We start from the raw sequence: 22,592 nt of genomic DNA on the forward strand, positions 1-22,592 counted from the left end.
AAATCCAGTCACATGCTTCTCATCAAGTGCCCCTTCTGCGGTCCGAGGCCGGAACTCGAGTTCTCCTACGGAGGACAGGCTCACATCGCTCGCCCGAAGGATCCGGCGTCTCTCGATGACGAGTCCTGGGCGGAGTACCTGTACATAAGAAGCAATCCGAAAGGACTGCACGCGGAACGCTGGAGACACATTCACGGCTGTGCGCGCTTCTTCAACGTACAGCGGAATACGGTCTCCGATGCGATCGTGGCGACCTACAAGATCGGCGAGGAGCCTCCCAAACCGGTCGACCCGGGGTTGGAAGAGTGGTCCAGCAGGAGCGGAGCGGCGCTATGAGATACCGGCTTCCCGCGGGCGGCCGCATCGATCGCAGCAAGCCGCTGTCGTTCCACTTCGACGGCAAGAAATATTCCGGGTTCGCAGGCGACACGCTCGCTTCGGCACTTATCGCCAATGGCGTCCATCTCGTCGGCAGGTCGTTCAAGTACCATCGCCCTCGCGGCTTTTTGTCCGCGGGGCCGGATGAACCGAATGCGCTGGTCGGCGTGGGCAGCGAGGAAGCGCGTTATACGCCGAACCTTCGCGCAACCCAGCTCGAGCTGTACGACGGCCTCGTGGCGGAGAGCCAGAACCGGTGGCCGTCCCTGTCGCTTGACTTCAGCGGCGCAAACGACCTGTTCTCGCGATTTCTCCCGGCGGGCTTCTACTACAAGACCTTCATGTGGCCGGCGTCGGCGTGGAAGAAGCTGTACGAGCCGATGATCCGGCGGGCCGCCGGGCTGGGGCGCGCCCCGGAAGCGGCCGACGCCGACCGTTATACGCAAGTGTACGGGCATTGCGATGTCCTGGTCATCGGTGCAGGACCGGCCGGCCTCGCAGCCGCGCTGGCGGCGGCGCGATCCGGAGTGAAGGTCTTCGTCTGCGACGAGCAGGACCAGATGGGAGGCTCGCTGCTGTCGGAGCGGGAAGCAACCATCGACGGGCAGGGGGCCGCCGATTGGCTGGAGCGGACCATCCAGGAATTGAAGTCGCGAACGAACGTGGTCCTGTTGCCGCGGACCACCGCGTTCGGTTGGTATCCGCACAATTTCCTTGGGCTATGTGAGCGCGTCACGGACCATTTGGGACTGGCAATCACAAAGCAGCCGCGGGAGCGAATGTGGCAGGTGCGGGCCAGGGAAGTGGTCCTTGCGACCGGCGCCATCGAAAGGCCGCTGGTGTTTCCGGACAATGATCGCCCCGGGATCATGATGGCCGAGGCGGCGCGGACATATCTCAATCGCTATGGAGTGTTGCCCGGCAGCCGGGCGGTTGTCTTCACCGCCTGCGACAGCGCTTATCGCGCGGCGCTTGAGTTGAAGAGCGCGGGCGTTGAGATCGCTGCGATAGCGGATGTGAGATCAACTCCGAATGGCCGATGGATCGAGCGGGCGCGAGCCGTCGGCATCGACGTGCGTCCATCCACGGTGATCGCCGGCACTTACGGCCGTCTGCGCATCTCGCATGCCGATCTGGCGCGAATTTCCGGAGGAACCATGGGGCATCCCGAAACCTTCGCGTGTGACCTTCTGCTGATGTCGGCTGGCTTCACGCCGAGTGTGCACCTGTTCTCGCAGTCGCGCGGCAAGCTCGTCTATGACGAGGATCTGAAGGCATATCTGCCGGGCACCTCGGTCGAGCGCGAGCGTTCCGTCGGAGCTTGTCGAGGCGTATTCGACCTCGGCGCATCTCTCGCCGACGGGTTCGCGGGAGGACTCAGTGCGGCAAAGGCGTTGGGAGGAACTGCGGCGGCCGAGCACAAGTTTTCGGTTTTCGCTCAATCGTTGGGCAGGGATGGTTTCATCGGTGCCCCGCCGAGCGGCGGCAAATCGCGACGAACACGGGCCTGGGTCGACTTTCAGAACGACGTCACCGCAAAAGACATCGAACTCGCAACGCGCGAAGGCTTTCGATCCATCGAGCATGTCAAGCGCTACACGACCACGGGTATGGCGACCGACCAGGGCAAGACGTCCAACATGAACGCGTTGGGCATCGTCTCGCAAACGCTGGCGTTGCCCGTCTCCCAAGTCGGCCTGACCACATTCCGCCCGCCATATACGCCGACGACCTTCGGCGCGTTCGCCGGCCAGTCCAGAGGAGAGCTGTTCGATCCGGTTCGGAAAACGTCAATCCACGAATGGGCGCGCGAGAACGGCGCCGTCTTCGAGGATGTGAGCCTTTGGAAACGAGCTCATTATTTCCCGCGACCGGGCGAGGACATGCACGCGGCGGTCAGGCGCGAATGCAAGGCGACACGGGAATCGGTCGGGATTTTCGACGCTACCACGCTCGGCAAGATCGAGGTTGTCGGCAAGGACGCCGCCGAATTCATGAACCGGATGTACACCAATGCATGGACCAAGCTTGAGCCGGGGCGTCTGCGCTACGGGGTTATGCTGCGGGAGGACGGCTTTGTCATGGACGACGGCGTCGTCGGGCGAATGTCGCCAGATCGCTTCCACGTCACGACGACGACGGGTGGCGCCGCCCGCGTGCTCGCCCTCATGGAGGACTACCTGCAAACGGAGTGGTCGGACCTCGACGTCTGGTTGACGTCGACCACCGAGCAATGGGCCGTCATTGCCGTCCAGGGACCGAATGCGCGCAAGGTGCTGGAGCCGCTCGTGCACGGCATCGACATCTCCCAGCAGGCCATGCCGCACATGAGCGTGCAGGAGGGGCATATCTGCGGGGTGCCGACGCGACTTTTCAGGGTCTCCTTCACCGGCGAACTGGGCTTCGAGGTCAACGTCCCCATGGGATATGGCCGTGGGGTGTGGGAGGCGATTTACGCCGCGGGACGCGAGTTCGGCATCACGCCTTACGGCACCGAAACGATGCACGTTCTCCGGGCTGAGAAGGGATACATCATTGTTGGTCAGGAGACTGATGGCACCGTGACCCCCGATGACGTGGGGCTGGCCTGGGCGATCGGGAAGGCCAAGAAGGACTTCGTCGGCAAACGTTCGCTGGCGCGGCCCGCTATGAGCCGAAGCGATCGAAAACAATTGGTCGGGCTGCTCACTGTCGATCCGAACATCGTGCTGGAGGAGGGGGCGCAGGTCGTCGCCGATCCGTCCGAGCCTGTCCCCATGACGATGATCGGCCACGTTACGTCGTCGTACTGGAGCGTTGCGCTCGACCGCTCGATCGCTCTGGCCTTGGTGCAAGGCGGCCGGGCGCGCATCGGCTCACGCCTGAGCGTTCCGATGCCAAGCGGGCCCGTGACGGTCGAAGTCGTCCAGCCGATATTCTACGATCCGGAAGGGAAGCGTCTCGATGGTTGAGGCAACGATCGTCAGGGTGAACTCGCTGGCGACCGTCAGCCGCGACAGCGCCAGTTCTCCGCAGGTTTCGCTAGCGGTGCTGCCCGATGCGGCGAAATTGGTGTTTCGCGGACGACCCTCGTCGATCGGCGCGGCCGGAGAGGCATTCGGCGTCGAGTTGCCCCAGACCGCGAACCGCTTCCGCGGGGCGGGAGGACGCAAGGCCTACTGGTTGGGCCCGGACGAGTGGCTGCTGGAAGCGATCGAAGAGGATTCTTCTGAGCTGTTCTCAACGATGTCGGAAAAGCTCGCCTCCTATTCCTGTTCCCTCGTCGACGTCAGTCATCGATCCGACTCCATGGCGATAAGGGGACCGATGAGCGAATACGTGCTCAACCACGGCTGCCCGCTCGATCTCTCCGAACGAGCATTTCCGGTCGGGATGTGCACGCGCACCATTCTCGGCAAGTCGCCGATAGTGCTCTCCCGAACGGAGCAGGAGGTGTTTCATCTGGACGTCTGGCGCTCTTTCTCGCCTTACGTCTGGTCGTTCCTGGACGAAGCCCGCCAGGAATTCCTCCACGATCAGTCGGCAAGGTCACCCACGTAATTTCATGATCGGAACGTTCGAACTCTTCAAGATCGGCATAGGCCCATCGTCGTCCCACACGGTCGGCCCCATGAAGGCGGCGGCCCTCTTCGCCGAGACCGTGGAGCGTTCCGGTCTGCTGCCACGCGTGGCGCGGGTGCGGGTCGATCTGTTCGGATCGCTCGCCTGGACCGGCAAAGGGCACGGCACGGACAAAGCCGTCATTCTCGGCCTTGCCGGCGAACGTCCTGATGCGGTCGATCCTGATGATGCGGACAAGATCGTGGCGTCGGCCCGGCAAGAAAAGGTGCTCCGTTTCGCAGGCAAGTACCGGATCGCCTTCGATCCCGAGGCGGACATCGTATTCGACGGCATCACTCCTCCGGTCCATCATCCAAATACGCTGGCGCTTATGGTCTTCGATTTTGCGGGAGAGCGGCTCCTCGAACAGCGATGGTGCTCGATCGGCGGCGGCTTCGTTGTGCCGGAAGAGGAGGTGGGAGAGCCGTCGCCCGCCTCGTCGGCGCCGGTGCCCTATCCGTTTCGCTCCGGCCGCGACCTTCTCACGATGGGCGCTTCGTCAGGCCTGTCTATTGCCGAGATGGTTCTGGCCAACGAGACCTCGCGGCTGCCAAGCGAAGACGTCGAGGCACATCTTGATCGCATCGTCGCGGTCATGATGTCTTGCATAGACCGCGGCATGGTGACGGAGGGAGAACTCCCGGGCGGTCTTGAGGTGCGGAGGCGGGCGCCTGCGCTCCATCGGAGGCTCCTCGTGGCATCCGGAGCGAACAATCGCGCGCAACACGCCGTGATGGATTGGGTCAGCCTGTATGCGATAGCCGTCAACGAAGAGAACGCCGCGGGAAGCCGCGTCGTTACCGCGCCGACCAACGGCGCGGCCGGCATCATTCCGGCCACGCTGCGTTACTTTCGCGACCATTGTCACGACGCCGACACCGAAGGACTGCGCCGCTTTCTTCTGACCGCTGCAGCGATCGGAGCCTTGTTCAAGATGAATGCGTCCATCTCCGGCGCGGAGGTCGGATGTCAGGGCGAAGTCGGTGTCGCCTGCTCGATGGCGGCCGCGGGATTGGCGGCGGTTCTCGGCGGTACGAACGAGCAGATCGAGAACGCCGCCGAGATCGGCATGGAGCACCATCTTGGCATGACCTGCGATCCTATCGGCGGCCTGGTGCAGATACCCTGCATCGAGCGAAACGCCTTCGGCGCCATCAAGGCCATCAGCGCCGCCTCGCTGGCGCTCCAGGGCGACGGGACGCATGTGGTGTCGCTCGACAAGGTGATCGCGACGATGCGCGAGACCGGCCGGGACATGCAATCCAAATACAAGGAGACCTCGCTCGGAGGACTCGCGGTAAACCTGGCGGAATGCTGAAGGAACACACATGGGACAAGCTGCGTCGAACAAGTTCTTCACCACCGACATCTCGACCCTGGATCCCGAGGTGGCGTCCGCCATCGCAGACGAGCTGCGGCGACAGCAGGAAGAGATAGAGCTGATCGCCTCCGAGAACATCGTCTCGCGCGCGGTCCTGCAGGCGCAAGGCTCGGTTCTGACGAACAAGTATGCGGAAGGCTACCCGGGACGACGCTACTATGGCGGATGCGCGCATGTCGACGTGGCGGAGGAGGTCGCGAGAGAGCGCGCCAAGAAGCTCTTCGGCTGCGCCTTCGCGAACGTGCAACCGAATTCGGGCAGTCAGGCCAACCAGGGCGCCTTCATGGCTCTCATGAAGCCAGGCGATACTTTCATGGGACTGGACTTGGCCGCGGGAGGCCATCTCACCCACGGCGCCAAGCCCAACATGTCCGGCAAGTGGTTCAACGCCGTGAGCTACGGCGTGCGTCCGGAAGATCAGAGGATCGACATGGAGGCGCTGGAGCGTCTCGCACTGGAGCATAGGCCGAAGGTCATTGTCGCCGGCGGGTCGGCTTACTCGCGCTTCTGGGACTTCGCCGAATTCCGTCGTATCGCGGACCTGGTTGGCGCCTATCTCATGGTCGACATGGCACATTTCGCCGGTCTGGTCGCCGGCGGCGTCCATCCGTCGCCTGTTCCTCACGCGCATATCGTCACCTCGACCACGCACAAGACGCTGCGGGGTCCGCGCGGCGGTCTGATCCTGTGCAACGACGCAGTGTTGGCAAAGAAGATCGACTCGTCGATCTTCCCGGGCCTTCAAGGCGGTCCGCTGATGCATGTGATCGCTGCAAAGGCGGTCGCATTCGGCGAAGCGCTGACGCCGGAATTTCGCCGATACGCCAGCGACGTCGTCAGGAACGCCAGGACGCTCGCGAATACCCTCATGGAACGGGGATACTCCGTCGTCTCCGGTGGGACCGACAATCATCTGTTTCTGGTCGATCTGCGTTCCAAGAACCTCAACGGCAAGACGGCAGAAACCGCACTCGGACGGGCTAACATCACCTGCAACAAAAACGGGATACCTTTCGATCCGGAGAAGCCGACTGTCACCTCGGGAATCAGGCTCGGAACAGCGGCGACGACGTCGCGCGGTTTCGGCGAAGGAGAATTTCAGGCGGTAGGCAATCTGATCGCGGATGTATTGGACGCCGTTTCCGCCGCGAATACCGACGCGGCTCCGGCTGTCGAGCAGCGCGTGAAAGGACAGGTCGCAGAGCTGACGAAGGCGTTCCCGATCTATCCGTTGGGCTGAAGAGAGCCGAGAATGTCGAGCAATTTGGCACTGGGGAACTTCCGACTCAGCTACGGTCCTGATGCCGGCGAGGGCGCATTTACGACGAGGCCGGAAATCGTCGGCGCGTTCGGGGTGGTTGCCTCGACTCATTGGCTGGGAACTGCCGCTGGCATGCGGATCCTCGAGAAGGGAGGCAATGCCTTCGACGCCGCGGTGGCCATCGGCTTTGCGCTGCAAGTCGTCGAGCCGCATCTCAACGGGTTCGGCGGCGAGGTCCCGATCATCTTCCACGACGCGAAATCGGGACGCGCGCGCGTGCTGTGCGGGCAAGGGGTTGCGCCGGCAGGCGCCACGATTGAGACGTTCGCCAAACTCGGCCTCGACATCATTCCGGGAAGCGGGTTTCTTCCGGCATGCGTTCCCGGCTCGTTCGGCGCCTGGATGAGACTGCTCCGCGACTACGGGACAATGGACGTCGGTGACGTCCTGGAATCCGCGATCACCTACGCTCGCGACGGTTACGTGATGCTTCCGAGGATCGCCGCTGCGATCCAAACGGTCGCTCCCCTTTTCCAGGAGGAGTGGCCGACATCAGCAGACGTCTATCTGAAGGACGGCATTCCGCCGGCAGGCGCACTGTTTGCGAATCCGGACCTTGCGTCGACGTATGAGAGGATCGTCCGGGTTGCCGATGAAACGCGAGGGACGAGAGAACAGAAAATAGAAGCAGCGCGCAAGGCGTTCTACCAGGGGTTCGTCGCCGAGGCGATCGACCAGTTCGTCCGGACGCCGGTGATGGATACCTCGGGATCGCGGCATGCCGGAATCATCTCCGGACAGGATCTCTCGCTCTGGCAAGAGACATACGAGGATCCGCTTTCGCTGAGCTATGGTGCTTTCCAAGTGCTCAAGCCGGGACCGTGGACGCAGGGGCCGGTGTTCCTCCAGCAGCTCGCTTTGCTCAAGGGATTCGATCTATCCTCGATGGATCCTCTCGGCGCCGACTTCATTCACACCGTCACCGAGTGCTCCAAGCTCGCATTCGCCGATCGCGAGAAATATTACGGCGATCCGAATTTTGTCGATGTGCCGATGGCAAGGCTTCTGAGCGAGGAATACGCGAACGCGCGACGAGAGTTGGTGGGGAGTGCTGCCTCGCTCGACTTCCGGCCCGGCTCGATCGAGGGGTTCGATCATGCCGTGCCCTATGCCATCGGCGACGCCGAGGACGGGAGCGCGGCGCTGGGCGCCGGCGAGCCTACGGTTGCCCGCTCCACGGCCGACAGCGGCGAGCCCGCGATCAACCGCCGCGGCGCGGTGCGCGGCGATACGGTCCATCTCGACGTGATCGACCGGCACGGCAACATCGTCTCGGCAACTCCAAGCGGAGGCTGGCTGCAAAGTTCGCCGGTAATTCCCGGACTAGGGTTCGCGCTCGGGACGCGAGCGCAGATGTTCTGGCTCAAGCCGGGGCTTCCATCGTCGCTTGCCCCCGGTAAGCGCCCCCGGACCACCCTTTCCGTTTCCCTGGTGTACAGGGACGGGGAGCCGTACGCGAGTTTCGGCACTCCCGGCGGCGATCAACAGGATCAGTGGAGCTCCGTCTTCTTTCTGCGCCACGTGCATCACAATCTCAATCTGCAGGGTGCGATCGACGCACCGATGTTTCACAACGACCACATGCCGAGCTCGTTCTTTCCACGACGTGCTAAACCCGGCTCACTGACGATGGAAGGTCGTTTTTCGATGGAGGTGCAGAAGGAGCTTGCGGACAGGGGACATCGCATCGAAATCGTCGACGACTGGTCGCTCGGAAGGCTTTCGGCGGTTTCCAAAAGAGGGAGGGTGCTGCGCGCGGCGGCGAACCCTCGCTACATGCAGGGTTACGCCTTTGGCCGTTGAGTGACACAGTGCGCGCTCATCAGTCGATAGATGAGTGCCGTTGCCCGGCCAGCTCAATGAAGGCGCGGACGGTCTTGGACCTGTTCGTTCTTTTCCAGGCTAGAACCGTTTCAAGACAAAATCTTTGATCGTCGATGGGACGCAGATCGATATTGTGACCGGCGAATCCGATCAAGCTCTTTGGATAGATCGTGACGCCGAGACCGGCCGCGACGAGTCCGAGCAGGGCCATCGGATTCGACGCCTCCAGGCAGACCTTCATGCTCAAGCCTTCCGCCGCGAAGATGTCGCTGAGGCGCCAGCGATACGCTTCCCACTCGCCCATATCTCCGAGGATAAGATCCTGCCCGGCAAGGTCGGCTGGACGTATCTTTGGCGCACGGGTCAACTCGTGATCCCGCGGGGCGACGAGATAAAGCGGCTCTACCGAAACCACCAGGACCTGGAAATCGGGATGGTCGAACGGCCCGATCATGTAGCCGATGGCGATCTCGTCATGCGCGAGCGCCAGCTTCTGACCTTGCGTACGCATGTAACGCAGGTTCAGGGCGACATGCGGATGGAGCCGTCTGTATCGAGAGACTGCCGACGGCATCAGCGTCGTTGCCGCGAAGGACATGTAAGCCAGCCGTAGCTCTCCGGTCTTGCCTTGCGCGACAAGACGCGCCGCGCCGACTGCCCGTTCGTAACCCCGCAACAGCTCGACATTTGTTTCGTAGAAGCAGCGGCCCGCCGGCGTGAGCGAAACTTCCCGGGTGGTGCGCTCGAACAGCTTGAAGCCGAGCAGCTGTTCCAACCTCTGAATACGACGGGTCAGAGCCGACTGATCAATGTTGAGGCGCTGGGCGCCGCGTCGGAAACTGAGTTCCTCGGCGACTACCACAAACGACTGCGTGAGTTCGAGACTTCCGTCTCCGCACATTCGGCGCCTTCCCTACGAGCGAGTGAAGGATATCGATTGATGCAGGCCGTGCAACAACAATTGGCGAACGATCACTTCCGCGCGCGCTGTGTTTCGTCATGATGGCGGGGTCGGGACATGGAGCCGTCGGTCAGGACGGCCGGACAACGAGGAGATTGACCGTGCAGGACATCGACAATCGCGAACTTAACCGCATGTTGCAGCAGGCCTTCGATGCTTCCACGAAGATCTATCAGGAGCGCGGTTTCCAGCGTCGTATCGGATTTGGAAGGCGTCCCGCGCTGGTGAGCGTCGATCTCGCCAACGCCTGGACGCGGCCCGGCAATCCCTTCACCTGCGATCAGGAAGCGATGGACAACCAGATCATGCCGGGCATGCAGCGGCTCCTCAAGGCGTGCCGCACGAACGGCCATCCGGTGATCCACGTGACTACGGCCTACGAGATCACCGATCGCAACGCACCGTTCACCGACATGGGCTTGTGGCACTGCAAAATACCGATCGAGGTCGTCAATCTCAACGATCGGGCACTCTGGGCCATCGACGCGCGAATCGCTCCGGTCGAGGGTGAATATACCTTGCTGAAGAAGCGGGCGAGCGCATTTCACGGTACGGGCCTTGGGGGAATTCTGCGCGCTGCCGGCGTCGACACCATCCTGGTAACCGGCGTGACCGCGACGGCCTGCGTCCGTACGACGATCTGCGATGGCCTCGCAGACGGCTTTCGCACCATTGCTGTTCGTGAGTGCATCGGTGATCGCGTGCCCGGCGCGGTCGCCTGGAACCTCTACGACATCGACGCCAAGTTCGCTGACGTCCACAGCGTCGATGAATGCGTCGATTACCTGGACAGTGTGGGATCGACGCGCATGGCGGCCGAGTAACGCTCCCGCAGCAACGGCGAGATGGACAGCGTCCCGCCGTTGCTGATACGGAACGGTTCAGTCGCTACAGCAACTTGAACATCACAAGCGCATCAACATAGTCGCCTGAGGGCCGACGGAAGGCGAGTGGCAGGCGACCGACGTCCCGGAAGCCAAGAGAATGCCAGAGGCTGACGGCGCGCTCATTGCTGCTGACAACGAAATTGAATTGCATCGCGGAAAATCCCTGGCTCTTCGCATGCAGCAGGGAATGTTCGCACATCTGCCGTGCGATACCTTTTCCCTGAGCGCTCACGTGCGTCATGTAGCCGCAATTGGCGACATGCGATCCGCCGCCGGCCTGATTGGCGCGTAGGTAGTAGGTCCCCACCGCGTTTCCGTCTTGCACCGCAATAAAGGTTTGCCGATCCGTCCCCATCCAATAGCGGAGAGCGTCTGCTTCCGACATGTCCCTGGGGAGTGTGTAGGTCTCGCCGGCGCGAATGACAGGGCCGATGATCGACCAGATCGATGCGCTATCCTCAACTGTGGCCGGCCTTATCTGCAGCATGAGTGATTGTTCCGTGGGTATGTCGAGTGGGGGAAAAGCGAGCTTCGCCGATGAAGCTCGAGCAAAGGCCATTCTAATACAGGGAATGGCGATCCGAGTCCTTCTAGCCCTCGACGTCATGCGGCGCCGCGAAGCAACTTCCCGCCGTGACTTGAGGTGCTCGCGAACGCAACTCAACCTGGGCGCTATTTCGGAATCGCACAACTACGCCAAGTCGACTGCGCTGCGATCGCATGCCATTTGCTTAGTAGATAAGCGGCCGTTTGCATACTTACTGCACATTGCCAGGGCCGTGCGACGCGACGTCCCTCGCGTCTTCCAACAGCTACAATTTTCATGTCGCATTCATACAAGCCCCGGCTGGCAGTGCACGTATACATTTTTGTGACTTTCGAAAGACGAGAGCAAGAGGGGAAGCGGGAGGGCATTCGCAGCCTTTGGCAATGGCGCCAAAGAGCGAGTGGCACCACGGAGGGACGCATGAGCTATCTGATGAACCGGCGCGGGTTTCTTGCGGGTGCGACGAGCGCGATGGCGCTCATGTCCAGCGCGGGCGGGGTCCGCGCCGAAGGTGGCCAAATAATCGTCGCCAATTGGGGCGGGGACTGGAACGACCGCACGGTCCAGTTCTTCGAAGCGCCCATTGTCGAGAAAGCCGGTTACACTGTTGTCCGCGACCTCGACGGGTTTGACCAACGCAGAACAAAGATCATTGCAAGCCGCAGGCTGCCGCGTGCGCCTATGGATGTCGCGCACATGGACGACGCGACCGCGTTCGAACTGGCTTCGTTGGAAGCGCTTGATGCGATCGATGAACAGGCCGTCCCGCGACTGAAGGATACCCTGTCCATCCTGCGAACGCCCACATTCGTCCCTTGGCAATACAGCGCCTGGATCATCGGCTACAACCCCAAGAAATTGAAGGAGGCTCCCAAGGGCTTTGCCGATCTCTGGGACCCCAAGTACAAGGGCATCGTCGGCCTAAGCGACGCCCACTGGTTTCACCACATCGAGTCCACCGCACTCAAGCTCGGAAAGTCCCTCGACAACATCAATATCGAGGCCGTGAAAGCCAGCATGATGGAATGGAAGAAAGCGGCCAGCCCGCGCATCTATCCGAACCATCTGCAGATCGAGCAGGCGCTCAAGAACGAAGAGATCCTCGTCGCTCCCGAGTACAAGGCGCGCATCCTGCAATTCGCCTCGGAGGGTGTCGATGTGGTTTCCGCGTATCCGGCGGAGGGCGGCATCGGCATCATCTTCGGTCTGGTGATGCCGAAGAAGGGACCGAATCCTCAGGCGGCGAAATTCTACTGCAATGCGTTGCTAGACCCGGACGGGCTGACGGCTCTGGTCCAGAAGTCATTCTATTCGCCATCAAACTCCAAGTCGGTGTTGCCCGAAGCTGCCGCCAAGCAGATCGAATTCACTGAGCAAGAGAAGAAGGCGATCCATAACCGGCCTCATGCATTCTGGCTGAAGAACCGCAATGATCTGCTCGATTGGTGGAACAAAGAATTCAAGAGCTGAACGCGTCTAGATGACCACGCTAGTAGTTGCACGAGAGTCAAGCGGCATGCCTGCCGTCGCAAGACGCACCCGGTGGGCTGCCCCTTATGCCTTGTCGGGACCGGCCTTCGTCTTTGTCTCGCTACTGTTGATGCTTCCGCTCCTCATGATGCTGCGGTTGAGCTTCTACCAGTACGACGCGGCACAGATGTACATCCAGGCGTTCACGCTGGATAATTACGTCAGGTTCTTCAAGGACGAATTCTACCGTCAGGTGTTGTGGACGACCCTCTGGGTCTCGGCAGTCACGACGTTGCTGTGCCTCATCGGTGGATTGGCTGTTGCGTATTTCATGGCGAGGACGACTGCAGCCATACTGAAGCGCTATCTGATCATCGCAATCGTCTTGCCGCTGTTCATGGGGAACGTGGCGAGGACCGCCGGATGGATCATCATCCTCGATAACAAGGGCTTATTGAATTTCCTGCTGCAACAACTCGACCCGGGAGGCGAAACGCTGCAACTACTCTACACGTCCGGCGCGGTAATCACGGGTCTGACGTCGGTACTATTGCCATTCATGATCGTGACGCTCAACAGCGTCATGCACAATATCGACGTATCGCTGGAGGAAGCGTCACTCAACCTGGGGGCTTCCGCGCTGACAACGTTTCGCCGGATCGTCCTTCCTCTTCTGATGCCGGGTATCTTCGCAGGCTGCGTGCTGTGCTTCATCCTGTCGATGAATGCCTATGCGACGCCGATCCTCATCGGTGGGCCAAAGTTCTACATGATGGCGCCGACCATCTACAAGCAGATATCAGCGGCCATGAACTGGCCGTTCGCCTCGGCGCTGGCGTTCATGCTGATCTCCCTGACGATGGTGCTCACGGTCGTGTCCGCCGTAATGTTCAATCGGACGGCACGGATAGGTGCCGTCCGATGACGAGTATCAGCAAAGCGAGCCCGCTCAGGTGGATCTATCTGATCTTCGTATGGGCCACCATCCTGTTCGTGCTCGTTCCGCTGGCGACAACGATATGGGTCGCGTTCTTCAGCAACAAAATCCTTTCATTTCCTCCCGAGGGATACACGGGAAGCTGGTTCGTTCAGGCCTGGAGCCTCGAAGCCTTCAGGAGCGGCTTCTTCCTGAGCTTTCAGGTGGCGATCAGTGCGTCGGTGCTCGCGCTATGCCTGGGCGTTCCCGCAGCGCTCGCGATCGGCAGATACCAGTTCCGGGGACGGGAGTTCATCAACACTGTGCTGATGTCGCCGCTGATGATCCCGGCCATCGTCGCCGGCAGCGCGATCTATCTGTTCTACATTGAGCTTCAGATCTGGAGCGACGTTCAGTTCGCCTCTACGGTTTATGGCCTGACTTTGGCCCATGCTCTGATCGCGATACCTTGGGTGTTGCGGCTGCTCGTCGCATCCTTGGCCGGGCTCGATCCTGCGATCGAGGAAGCATCACTTAGTCTCGGCGCCACGCGGCTTACGACTTTCTTCCGTATAACCCTTCCGCTGATACGCCCGGGTATCACGGCTGGCGTTCTGTTCGGATTCATCGCTTCGTTCGGCGATCTTGAGAAGTCGCTCCTGCTAGTCGGTCCTGGTCGTATCACGCTGCCGATCGCGATGCTCAACTATCTGGAATACCGAACCGATCCGACGATCATGGCGGTTGCGACGATCCAGGTTCTCATCATCGCGATTGCGCTCATCGTTTCCGACCGATACGTGCGTCTCGGCCGAACATTCTGAAGAACAAAAGGGCTAACAGTGTCCAACGTCACTCTCCAGAACGTGGTGAAGCAATACGACTCCTTCGTCGCTGTGAGGGAAATGTCGCTCGATATCGCGAACGGAGAATTCCTGGCGCTGCTCGGGCCCAGCGGATGTGGAAAGACCACGACGCTTCGGATGATCGCGGGCTTTATCGAGGCTAGTGCGGGCCGGATCTTGTTCGGCGATCAGGATGTGACCGATCTTCCGCCCAACAAGCGCAATACGGGAATGGTGTTTCAGGGCTTTGCCCTGTTTCCCCATATGAACGTCCATCAGAACATCGCCTACGGACTGGAGATGCGCCGCGTTCCCAAAGGCGATATCCGACAGCGCGTGGCCAAGGTTCTGGACCTGGTGCAGCTCGGCCGTTTCTCAGAACGCATGCCACGACAATTGTCGGGAGGGCAGCAACAGCGGGTCGCGTTGGCTCGCGCACTGGTCATCAATCCGCATGTGTTGTTGCTGGACGAGCCGCTGTCGGCTCTCGACGCGAAGCTGCGACACGACGTTCGGCTGCAGATAAGACAATTGCAACAATCGCTGGGGCTGACGACCGTGTTCGTCACCCACGACCAGGAGGAAGCGCTTAGCCTCGCCGATCGGCTCGTGGTGATGAATGGGGGTGCCATCGAGCAGATCGGGAGCCCCGCCGATCTCTACGAGCGGCCGGCTACGCCTTTCGTCGCCGACTTCATCGGTAAGACAAACTTCTTCAAGGGAACACTGGTTGGCGACAGGTTCACGACCGATGCGGGAATTTCCCTCAAGGTTGCGCCGAAAATCGCGCGGGCGACGCTGCTTGGGGTGAGGCCCGAGAAAATCAAGATTGCCGTCGGCCAGGCATCGGCGGCGACGGTGCACGGCGATGCGAACGAGATCGACGGGGTGGTCGAGCTCATCAGCTATCTCGGACCTTTCACCGAGTATCAGATTAAGGTTCGCGGCGAGCAACGTCTTCTGGTTCAGCAGGCCAATCGGGACATGCCGGAAGCGGTTCAGCCAGGGCAGGCGGTCAGGCTCACGATTGCTCCCAAGTGGTGCTTTCTCTTCAATGCCGACGCGGGCACGAGGGCAAACCTGGAGGGCGAGCCCTAACGGACCGTCACTACTTGGTACCGGCTGCGTCCCAATCGCTGCCCGGCGTTCGAACATCGATTTGCGTCAGGAGAACAAGAATATGTCGTCGCAACTGCACGACCGCTCGATCGTCATTGACGGTCTGATCATCTCCAATTTTGGCCGGGATATATTCGAGGATATGCGAAAGGGAGGGCTTACGGCCGCCAATTGCACGTGCTGCATTTGGGAGGGGTTCACCGAGACGATGCGGAACGTGATGCAGTGGAAACACTGGTTCCGCGAACATGGCGATCTGATCAAGCAGGTCTATACAACCCAGGACATCATGGCTGCGAAAAAGGAAGGCAGAACCGGGATCATACTGGGGTGGCAGAATATCACCGGTATAGAGGATCAGATCGGCTATCTCAGCCTCTTCAAGGAGCTCGGCGTTGGCATCATTCAGATGGCCTACAACACCCAGAACCTCGTGGGCACCGGCTGTTATGAAAGCAAGGACGGTGGGCTGTCCGACTTTGGACACGAGGTGGTTGCCGAGATGAACCGGCTTGGCATCCTGTGCGACCTCTCGCATGTCGGTCCTCAGACGAGCACAGACGTGATCCTTGCTTCCAAGAAGCCCGTGACCTACTCGCACTGTCTGCCCGCCGGGCTTAAGTCCCATCCGCGCAACAAGAGCGATGAGCAACTGAAGTTCATCGCCGATCGCGGCGGGTTCGTCGGCGTTACGATGTTTCCTCCCTTCCTTAAACGCGGGGCTGAAGCATCAGTAGACGATTACGTCGAGGCGATCGAATACGTCATCGACATCTGCGGCGAGCGAAACGTCGGCATTGGGACCGACTTCACTCAAGGCTACGGGCAGCCCTTCTTCGATTGGATCACGCACGACAAAGGATACGGACGCAAGCTCACGGACTTCGGGAGCGTGATCAATCCGCAGGGCATGCGTACCATCGGTGATTGGCCAAATCTCACGGCCGCGATGGAGAAACGCGGCTGGAATTCAAGCAAAATCGAGGGCGTGATCGGAGAAAACTGGCTGTCGGTCTTGCGCGAAGTCTGGGGCGCCTAGATCGCCTGCATACGAATTCGCATAGTAATTGCTTGCCACCACTTGTGCACGCCGGTTTGTTGAGGGCGCCTTCCATGAGGAACTGGTTCACGCAGTTGAGGGCATCGCTTAGGTTCCAAGGAGACGTCAGCGATTTCCACATCTGTCCCGACGGTGCGCAGGTCTCGCTGCCCACGGGAATGAAACAAAGCGATGGGGTTCTTGACTGCCTTGATCGTACCGGTCTCGACGCTAAAATTGACGAACATGGTCCGGTTCATAGCGAAAAGGACGGCCGAGTTGGAAGAGGGCGATAGCTTCTCATTCTTGCCTGACACATTCTTGGCTTTAGAGCGTTTTCGAGCCAAGCATGCCCTCGGACTTGATCCGAGGTGGACATCGGTTCGCGTAGCAATCAAGTGTACGCAGATTGCGTAGACTTATCTGCGCAGAAAACGCGTCAAGACAAGAATCCAGAACTTCGGTTCTGATTCAATCAGAACCGAAGTTGCTCTAGCCGCCGCATTTGGGCATGAGGCCGTTCACATCCTGCACCAGGCTGGGCATCACTTCCGCGGCGGAACGCTTGCCCGTCACCAGGCTTTCGGTGTGGTTCTTGATCACTTCGATGATCTTCAGCGAATTTCCACCCGGAAAGGACGCCCAATCCGTCAGCACTGGCAGTTGATGAATGCTGGTCATGTGGTTGGGGTTCTTGGCATAGAATGACCCGAGGAGCTCGGGTGACTTCACTGCAATCTCATTGCCGGGCATGTAACCGGTATAGTTCACCATGAGCGTCTGACCGATCGGGCCGGTGACAAACTTCACATACTCCCACGCCGCCTTCTGCCGCTCGGCATCCTTCGCGAAGACCATAGCGACGTTTCCGCCGGCAGGCAGCTTCCCGTCGGGTGCCGACAACGGAAACGCGACGGTGTTGAAATCAAAGCGGTTGCCGATCTGGCGATCCGCTGCGGCGACATAGGACGTGGAATCGACGAGGATGGCGACGCTGCCGGCGACGAATGACTGACGCACTTGGCTGATACCGAAGTTGGGCATTCCTGACTTGCCAAAAGACTCCAAGGTCTTGAGCGCCCACATGCCGGCATCGTCATCGAAGGCGATCGTGCAGCCGTCGGCCTTCAGCATGCGTCCAGCGCGGCTGGTGACGAGCGACTGCAGCAGCCAGTTTCCGGTCTGGTCCCATTGGTAGTAGAATCCCGTCACGCCGGCTCCGGCACTGGCCTGAATTTTCTGACCTGCGGCGACGAGCTCGGGCCAGGACTTGGGCAGCGTAGTCGGATCGAGGCCGGCCTTCTTCACGAGGTCGGCGTTCAGGTAGAGCACCGGTGTCGAGACCGCGAAAGGCAGACCGTAGAGCTTGCCTTTCCATTGGCCAAGCGCTGCGAGCGTTGAGTAGTAGCCGAGTTTGTCGAGACCACCATCTGCCGCCACAAAGGCATCGAGGGGCGCGCCGAGGCCGCGGTCCACGAACAAGCCGATCTGGTTGATGCCGTTGAAGGCGATATCCGGAAGACGTCCGGTGATCTGGTCGCGCAGGATCTGCTGTGCCCCCTCCTCGTAGCCGGCCGCCGGGTTGCGGAATTTTACCTTGATCTCGGGATGTGTCTCGGTGAAGCGCTTGGCCAGCTCCTGGTGAAGTGCGTTGAAAGTCCCCGGCGTGGTGTAAAGCACGTCGAGCGTTAGCTCGGCATGGGCGGGCGTGAGCGCGAAGGCGGCCAGCAATGTGGCACCCACGACCCTCAACACGCGGCGCGGCAGCAATCTGTCGAACATGATGGTGTCCTTTGGTTACTTCATGGCGGTGGTCGCCAGCCCGTCGATGAAGCGGCGCTGGGCGAAGAGGAAAGCGAGCAGCAGCGGGGCGACGATGATCGTGGCGCCGGCCATCAGTGCGCCGAGGAATTGGCCGGCCTCGTCATCGCGGAACAGGAGAATGCCTAGCGCCGGTGTCGAGATTTCTTCGCTCCGCACGGCGATGAGTGGCCAGAACAAGTCATTCCAGTGGGCCACTACCGAGAAGATGCCGAAGGCGGCGAGCGCGGGCGCACTCATGGGCATCATGATGCGCCAGATGATCTCGAACTCACCGAGCCCATCGAGCCGGGCGGCGTGGATGATCTCGTCGGGGATGGATCGGAAGAACTGGCGCAGCAGGAAGATGCCGAAGGCCGAGATGATCCAGGGAAGAATGAGAGCCGCGTAGGTGTCGAGCAGCCCGAAGACGTGGAGCAGGACAAAATGGGGAATGGCCAGGGCCTGCGGCGGCACGAGAAGCCCAACCAGCACTGCAGAAAACAAAGTGTCACGTCCGCGGAAGCGCAGCTTGGCAAGGGCGTAGGCGCATGGCACGCAGATCACGAGCTGCAGCGCGAAGATGACCGCGCAGACGAAGACGCCATTGAGCAGGAAGCGGAGCATCGGCGCTGCGGTCAGCGCAACGCGATAGTTCTCGACGCCGTGGAAGGTTTGGGGCCAAAGATGGAAGTCGGGTTGAAAGATTTCGTCCGGTGGCTTCAGGGATAAGCTGACCATCCATACGAAAGGCAGCAACGCGAATGCTGCGGAAGCGACGAGCAAGACGTGGCGCGCGATGCGACCTGCGAGCCGGCGTCGGGGGCGGTGTGCACTCATGAATAGTGCACCCGGCGTTCGATGAACCGCGCCTGGGCAATCGTGAGGGCGATCACGATAGCAAGGTAGACCACCGTCAGGGCCGCGCCGTATCCGGTGCGCAGATAGTCGAAGCTTTCGGAATAGAGCCGATTCAGTAGAACCTCGGAGGCGTAATTCGGACCGCCCTGGGTGAGCACGCGCACGCTATCGAACACCTCAAAGGCGCGGCTTGCGGTGAGGACGATGACGAACATAGTGACCGGCCCCAACATGGGGAGAGTCACGATGCGCAGCCGGTCAAAGAGGCCGTCCGCGCCATCGACTGCAGCGGCATCGTAGAGCTGCTGGGGCACCGCCTTCAGGCCGGAGACAAAGAGCACCATGGCGAAGCCAAAACCCTGCCAAATGCCAATAAGGGCGACGGCGAGGAGCGCGGTGTGCTCGTCCCGCAGCCAATTGATGCCGGTCATGCCGAATACGGCGAGCGTCCGGTTGACCAGGCCGATGCTGGGATGAAGCATGGTGCCCCACACCACGGCCATGGCCGACATGGTGGACATGACTGGCAGAAAGTGCACCGCGCGATAGAAGCCGCGCAGGCCAGGGCTCGCTTCGATGAGCAGAGCTGTGGCAAGGCCAAGCCCCACCGTCCCCGGCACCACGATAGCCACATAGATGCAGGTGTTTATCAGGGCCTTCCAAAAGGGCGGGTCCGCCCACAACGCTGCAAAATTCTCGGTACCGACGAAACGGAAGGTGCTGGCGCCCAATTGCCAGTCGGTGAAAGAGAACAGGATCACCGCCGCGGCCGGGCCAAAGAGCAGGCAGATGAGCAGGATCAAGGCCGGCGAGACGGCGAGCCAGCCGACGGTGGCCTCTGCAGCCTGATGCTGCCGACGACGGGCAGCCGGGCGAGCACGGCGGTGGGCCAAGGCCATCACGCTCATGCTGCCACCTGCTCGATATCGCCGCAGCGTCTGCCAGCCTCATCGAACTGCAGCAGTCGCGCGGCATCGACCTTGAGCCCAACCGCGCGGCCGAGCGAAAGGCGCGGTTCGTCGGGTGCGGTGCGGATCACGACGGTTTCTGAGCCGTCGCGGAGCGCCACATGCACGAAGATATCCGAGCCGAGATTTTCAAGATCCGTCACGGTGCCACCGGGCAGGCCAGCGGTTGGCGTGGTCAGGACGGCTGCTTCAGGACGAAATGCGAGGTGCTTGGTCTGCGGTGCAAGGATTGCCGACAGAATCGGTCGATCGTCCGCCCAATGGCCGCGAGCGACCACGTTGATCTTGGGGCTGCCGATCATCTCGGCCACCCTCAGATCCTGCGGGTCGCGATAGAGCGCTTCTGGGGGGCCCACCTGGAGCAGCTCGCCGCCGATCACCACGGCCACGCGGTCCGCCATCGTCATGGCCTCCGACTGGTCGTGCGTGACATAAACGAAGGTGACGCCGAGGCGGCGGTGCAGCGCGGTGATTTCCGCGCGCATCTGCACTCTGAGCTTGGCGTCGAGATTGGATAGCGGCTCGTCCATCAAGAAGACGGTGGGATGCCGCACCATTGCGCGCCCGAGGGTGACGCGCTGGCGTTGCCCGCCGGAAAGCTGGCCGGGCTTGCGGTGGAGCAAATGGGCCACGTCGAGCATGGCGGCGGCCTGCTCCACCTCCATGCGAATGTTTTTTTCGATGCCGCTGCGACCCGGCAGCAGCCGTCCGATGAGCGGCAGGCGCTGTGCGAAGGAGAGTCTCCGCGTGCGCAATGGCAGCGCGATATTGTCGAATACGGTGAGATGGGGATAGAGGGCGTAGGACTGAAACACCATGGCGACGTCGCGGTCCTTTGGACGGGCACCATCCACGGTCCGGCCGCCCACGCTCACCTCGCCGGCGTCTTGATCTTCGAGCCCGGCGATGATCCGCAGCAAGGTGGACTTGCCGCAGCCGGACGGTCCCACCAGGGTCAGGAATTCTCCGTCCTGAATCTTCAGGGAGACGCCCTTCAGGACCGGCACCTCGCCATAGCGCTTCTCGATGGCGCGCAGCTCGATCTCAGCCACAGCCGCCTCGCTGTAGCGCGTTGCCGTCTGTGCCGGAGCCGGGCAGACCGAGATGAGCAAGAATGGTCGGCGCGATGTCGATAACCGAGGCTGCTTTGGAGCGCACCGCTCCGGCCAAGAAGCCCGGACCTGAGATCATCAGGAAAGGGGACTGCTCGGCAGCCCCAAGCCCACCGTGCTGACCTGCGCCGATGACATCTTCCTTGCCTTCGGAACGCTTAGCGGCAAAGCTTGTCCCGACGATGCCGAAAGCGTTGGTAGCCTCGGTCTCGCGCATGGAGACGGCACAGGCGAGTCCGTTGTCGGTGGACTGGCCAATACGGTTCAACTCGGCCCTGGTCAGTACGGTGCCGGCCCAATCTTGGCTGGCCAGGAAGCTTGCAATCGCCGCCTCGCGCCGAGCGGCGTCCGGGTGAAGATAGATCAGTGCCGAAGTGCCGTTGGAGGCGACCACCACCTCCTCGGAATCGAGACTTTCCTTGAGGCCGGCGGCGACCAGCTCGGCCTCGATGTGGATGACGCCGCTCACGGTTTGATGACCGTGATCGGATCCAAGGAGAAAGAGCACATCCTCACGGTCGGGCAATTGCGCCACAGCGTCCATGACGCGCTTCGCGTTCCGATCGGCTTCCGTCAGGACAGCCAGGTGTTCGGGCGAGCCCAGCGGCAGTGCGTGCTGGGACGAGTCGGGTTCGCCCAGCCACATCAGAGTGAGGGCTGGAGGACCCGCAGTCAGCACAGTCTCCGCAATGAAACGCTCGGTCATGGCTCGATCGCCAGCCACGTCCAGGCTCACGCGAAGCTGCTCAGCTTCGGGCAGGGGAATGCGGCCTCGCCCGAACGAGCCGGCGCGATGATAGATGCGTCCGTGGCCGTCGGGATCGTGAGCATAGGCCGCACCAGGCGACACGTTGCTGAAGATCACCGCACCACCGTGCTCACGCAGCCGCTCGGCAAGAGTCGGAACGCCAAGGGACCGTCCGGTGACACGTCTTTTGTGCTGGAGAAAATCCGGCCGCCCCGCATCGTGACGCACAAGGCGGCCGTCTTCAACGAGGACCATGGTGTTGCCCTGGAGCCCGTGGTGCGCCGGCAGGCAGCCGGTGGCGAGGCTGGCGGAGACCACGCGCGTGCATGAAGGAAAGACCGTGCTGTAGTCTGAGAATTGCTCGGCGTGCGCGGCGAAGGCGGCTACGTGCGGCGTAGTCTCGGGACTGATGAGGTCCCGGCGCAAGCCGTCGAGGATGACGAGGATGGCGCGGCGCACGTTCATGCATCCACGTTGTTGAGCGGCACGAAAGAGGCGCGACATTCGCGCAGCAGCCGTGCTGGGTCGCTGGTGCGACCGGCTTTCAACCGATGTTTGGCCATCTTTGGCCGCTCGGGCCACGCGCGGAGTTTTCCGTTTACGTCCTGAGCAAGCCGGATCGGCGTCGGTTCACCACTTTGCATGTCGTTCCATCGTTTGCGCCTGAGAGGAGGGGACTCCTAATGGAGGCCGACGACACTTTTGTGACTTATTAGGTACATTTGTTCCGAACACCGAATTGCGATGTGGGGCGTGTAGCAGGGAGACGGATGTGCTGGACCAGGCAACTCGACGTGGCGCCCGGGCCAATTGTT

The 22,592-nt window shown here is 61.3% G+C and carries 20 protein-coding genes; 12 read left to right on the forward strand and 8 right to left on the reverse strand.

Annotation, left to right across the window (positions count from 1 at the left end; all coding sequences use genetic code 11):
- The first annotated feature begins 12 nt into the window (after nt 1–12).
- Genes AC5ZG1_RS18775 through AC5ZG1_RS18800 form a run of 6 tightly spaced genes read left to right on the forward strand, consistent with a single transcriptional unit; the run spans nt 13 to nt 8,483 of the window.
- Entirely contained in the window at nt 13–336 is a 324-nt protein-coding gene (locus AC5ZG1_RS18775; RefSeq protein WP_464344483.1) for a sarcosine oxidase subunit delta, read from the forward strand.
- The gene (locus AC5ZG1_RS18780; protein WP_496133722.1) at nt 333–3,329 is read left to right on the forward strand and encodes a sarcosine oxidase subunit alpha; all 2,997 of its coding nucleotides are present in this window, start codon (nt 333–335) and stop codon (nt 3,327–3,329) included. Before AC5ZG1_RS18775 ends, AC5ZG1_RS18780 begins: the two co-directional genes overlap by 4 nt.
- A gap of 16 nt (nt 3,330–3,345) precedes the next feature.
- Nucleotides 3,346–3,918, forward strand: a complete 573-nt coding sequence (locus AC5ZG1_RS18785) for a sarcosine oxidase subunit gamma (RefSeq protein WP_496133723.1) — start codon at nt 3,346–3,348, stop codon at nt 3,916–3,918.
- A gap of 4 nt (nt 3,919–3,922) precedes the next feature.
- On the forward strand, nt 3,923–5,296 hold the full coding sequence (locus AC5ZG1_RS18790; protein ID WP_456641199.1) for an L-serine ammonia-lyase: 1,374 nt from the start codon (nt 3,923–3,925) through the stop codon (nt 5,294–5,296).
- A 10-nt stretch (nt 5,297–5,306) separates the two neighbouring features.
- On the forward strand, nt 5,307–6,599 hold the full coding sequence (gene glyA / locus AC5ZG1_RS18795; protein ID WP_456641198.1) for a serine hydroxymethyltransferase: 1,293 nt from the start codon (nt 5,307–5,309) through the stop codon (nt 6,597–6,599).
- A 12-nt stretch (nt 6,600–6,611) separates the two neighbouring features.
- Nucleotides 6,612–8,483 (forward strand): gamma-glutamyltransferase family protein, encoded by a 1,872-nt coding sequence (locus AC5ZG1_RS18800; RefSeq protein WP_456641197.1) that lies wholly within the window; start codon nt 6,612–6,614, stop codon nt 8,481–8,483.
- A gap of 19 nt (nt 8,484–8,502) precedes the next feature.
- On the opposite strand, the gene AC5ZG1_RS18805 is transcribed toward AC5ZG1_RS18800, so the two are convergent.
- Nucleotides 8,503–9,405, reverse strand: a complete 903-nt coding sequence (locus AC5ZG1_RS18805; RefSeq protein WP_496133724.1) for a LysR family transcriptional regulator — start codon at nt 9,403–9,405, stop codon at nt 8,503–8,505.
- A 161-nt stretch (nt 9,406–9,566) separates the two neighbouring features.
- Here AC5ZG1_RS18805 and AC5ZG1_RS18810 point away from each other — a divergent pair, with 161 nt between their 5' ends.
- Nucleotides 9,567–10,289, forward strand: a complete 723-nt coding sequence (locus tag AC5ZG1_RS18810) for an isochorismatase family protein (RefSeq protein ID WP_456641196.1) — start codon at nt 9,567–9,569, stop codon at nt 10,287–10,289.
- A gap of 64 nt (nt 10,290–10,353) precedes the next feature.
- On the opposite strand, the gene AC5ZG1_RS18815 is transcribed toward AC5ZG1_RS18810, so the two are convergent.
- A complete protein-coding gene (locus AC5ZG1_RS18815) occupies nt 10,354–10,836 on the reverse strand; it encodes a GNAT family N-acetyltransferase (RefSeq protein ID WP_456641321.1) in 483 nt (160 codons plus the stop codon).
- Nucleotides 10,837–11,319: 483 nt separating this feature from the next.
- Between AC5ZG1_RS18815 and AC5ZG1_RS18820 the strand changes: the two genes are divergently transcribed.
- The 5 genes from AC5ZG1_RS18820 to AC5ZG1_RS18840 all read left to right on the forward strand — a co-directional run bounded on the left by AC5ZG1_RS18820 (nt 11,320) and on the right by AC5ZG1_RS18840 (nt 16,288).
- Complete coding sequence (locus tag AC5ZG1_RS18820; RefSeq protein WP_496133725.1) at nt 11,320–12,369, forward strand: ABC transporter substrate-binding protein; 1,050 nt, start codon at nt 11,320–11,322, stop codon at nt 12,367–12,369.
- A gap of 46 nt (nt 12,370–12,415) precedes the next feature.
- On the forward strand, nt 12,416–13,294 hold the full coding sequence (locus AC5ZG1_RS18825; RefSeq protein ID WP_456641194.1) for an ABC transporter permease: 879 nt from the start codon (nt 12,416–12,418) through the stop codon (nt 13,292–13,294).
- Nucleotides 13,291–14,109, forward strand: coding sequence for an ABC transporter permease (locus AC5ZG1_RS18830; RefSeq protein ID WP_130222751.1), 819 nt, complete (start codon nt 13,291–13,293; stop codon nt 14,107–14,109). Before AC5ZG1_RS18825 ends, AC5ZG1_RS18830 begins: the two co-directional genes overlap by 4 nt.
- Nucleotides 14,110–14,181: 72 nt before the next feature.
- On the forward strand, nt 14,182–15,228 hold the full coding sequence (locus tag AC5ZG1_RS18835) for an ABC transporter ATP-binding protein (protein ID WP_456671181.1): 1,047 nt from the start codon (nt 14,182–14,184) through the stop codon (nt 15,226–15,228).
- 82 nt (nt 15,229–15,310) lie between these two features.
- Nucleotides 15,311–16,288, forward strand: a complete 978-nt coding sequence (locus tag AC5ZG1_RS18840) for a dipeptidase (RefSeq protein WP_456641192.1) — start codon at nt 15,311–15,313, stop codon at nt 16,286–16,288.
- Between the two features lie 492 nt (nt 16,289–16,780).
- Here the strand turns inward: AC5ZG1_RS18840 and AC5ZG1_RS18845 are convergent, their stop codons facing one another.
- Genes AC5ZG1_RS18845 through AC5ZG1_RS18870 form a run of 6 tightly spaced genes read right to left on the reverse strand, consistent with a single transcriptional unit; the run spans nt 16,781 to nt 22,421 of the window.
- Complete coding sequence (locus tag AC5ZG1_RS18845; protein WP_456641191.1) at nt 16,781–18,070, reverse strand: ABC transporter substrate-binding protein; 1,290 nt, start codon at nt 18,068–18,070, stop codon at nt 16,781–16,783.
- 15 nt (nt 18,071–18,085) lie between these two features.
- Nucleotides 18,086–18,928, reverse strand: coding sequence for a carbohydrate ABC transporter permease (locus tag AC5ZG1_RS18850; RefSeq protein ID WP_456641190.1), 843 nt, complete (start codon nt 18,926–18,928; stop codon nt 18,086–18,088).
- Nucleotides 18,925–19,857: a carbohydrate ABC transporter permease gene (locus AC5ZG1_RS18855; protein ID WP_456641189.1), complete on the reverse strand. Its 933-nt coding sequence runs from the start codon at nt 19,855–19,857 to the stop codon at nt 18,925–18,927. Before AC5ZG1_RS18855 ends, AC5ZG1_RS18850 begins: the two co-directional genes overlap by 4 nt.
- Complete coding sequence (locus tag AC5ZG1_RS18860) at nt 19,854–20,969, reverse strand: ABC transporter ATP-binding protein (protein WP_496133726.1); 1,116 nt, start codon at nt 20,967–20,969, stop codon at nt 19,854–19,856. Before AC5ZG1_RS18860 ends, AC5ZG1_RS18855 begins: the two co-directional genes overlap by 4 nt.
- On the reverse strand, nt 20,962–22,242 hold the full coding sequence (locus tag AC5ZG1_RS18865) for an alkaline phosphatase family protein (RefSeq protein ID WP_456641187.1): 1,281 nt from the start codon (nt 22,240–22,242) through the stop codon (nt 20,962–20,964). Before AC5ZG1_RS18865 ends, AC5ZG1_RS18860 begins: the two co-directional genes overlap by 8 nt.
- A complete protein-coding gene (locus tag AC5ZG1_RS18870; protein ID WP_496133727.1) occupies nt 22,239–22,421 on the reverse strand; it encodes a hypothetical protein in 183 nt (60 codons plus the stop codon). Before AC5ZG1_RS18870 ends, AC5ZG1_RS18865 begins: the two co-directional genes overlap by 4 nt.
- Between the last annotated feature and the right edge of the window lie 171 nt (nt 22,422–22,592).

Source organism: Bradyrhizobium sp. Leo78, from assembly GCF_059512425.1.

What these genes read in the sequence shown, in the direction of transcription:
- AC5ZG1_RS18805 (WP_496133724.1), bottom strand. Translation starts at nt 9,405, where the DNA reads ATGTGCGGAGACGGAAGTCTCGAACTCACGCAGTCGTTTGTGGTAGTC.
- AC5ZG1_RS18780 (WP_496133722.1), top strand. Translation starts at nt 333, where the DNA reads ATGAGATACCGGCTTCCCGCGGGCGGCCGCATCGATCGCAGCAAGCCG.
- AC5ZG1_RS18855 (WP_456641189.1), bottom strand. Translation starts at nt 19,857, where the DNA reads ATGAGCGTGATGGCCTTGGCCCACCGCCGTGCTCGCCCGGCTGCCCGT.
- glyA (WP_456641198.1), top strand. Translation starts at nt 5,307, where the DNA reads ATGGGACAAGCTGCGTCGAACAAGTTCTTCACCACCGACATCTCGACC.
- AC5ZG1_RS18830 (WP_130222751.1), top strand. Translation starts at nt 13,291, where the DNA reads ATGACGAGTATCAGCAAAGCGAGCCCGCTCAGGTGGATCTATCTGATC.
- AC5ZG1_RS18825 (WP_456641194.1), top strand. Translation starts at nt 12,416, where the DNA reads ATGCCTGCCGTCGCAAGACGCACCCGGTGGGCTGCCCCTTATGCCTTG.
- AC5ZG1_RS18790 (WP_456641199.1), top strand. Translation starts at nt 3,923, where the DNA reads ATGATCGGAACGTTCGAACTCTTCAAGATCGGCATAGGCCCATCGTCG.
- AC5ZG1_RS18870 (WP_496133727.1), bottom strand. Translation starts at nt 22,421, where the DNA reads ATGCAAAGTGGTGAACCGACGCCGATCCGGCTTGCTCAGGACGTAAAC.
- AC5ZG1_RS18845 (WP_456641191.1), bottom strand. Translation starts at nt 18,070, where the DNA reads ATGTTCGACAGATTGCTGCCGCGCCGCGTGTTGAGGGTCGTGGGTGCC.
- AC5ZG1_RS18800 (WP_456641197.1), top strand. Translation starts at nt 6,612, where the DNA reads ATGTCGAGCAATTTGGCACTGGGGAACTTCCGACTCAGCTACGGTCCT.
- AC5ZG1_RS18850 (WP_456641190.1), bottom strand. Translation starts at nt 18,928, where the DNA reads ATGAGTGCACACCGCCCCCGACGCCGGCTCGCAGGTCGCATCGCGCGC.
- AC5ZG1_RS18820 (WP_496133725.1), top strand. Translation starts at nt 11,320, where the DNA reads ATGAGCTATCTGATGAACCGGCGCGGGTTTCTTGCGGGTGCGACGAGC.
- AC5ZG1_RS18865 (WP_456641187.1), bottom strand. Translation starts at nt 22,242, where the DNA reads ATGAACGTGCGCCGCGCCATCCTCGTCATCCTCGACGGCTTGCGCCGG.
- AC5ZG1_RS18840 (WP_456641192.1), top strand. Translation starts at nt 15,311, where the DNA reads ATGTCGTCGCAACTGCACGACCGCTCGATCGTCATTGACGGTCTGATC.
- AC5ZG1_RS18775 (WP_464344483.1), top strand. Translation starts at nt 13, where the DNA reads ATGCTTCTCATCAAGTGCCCCTTCTGCGGTCCGAGGCCGGAACTCGAG.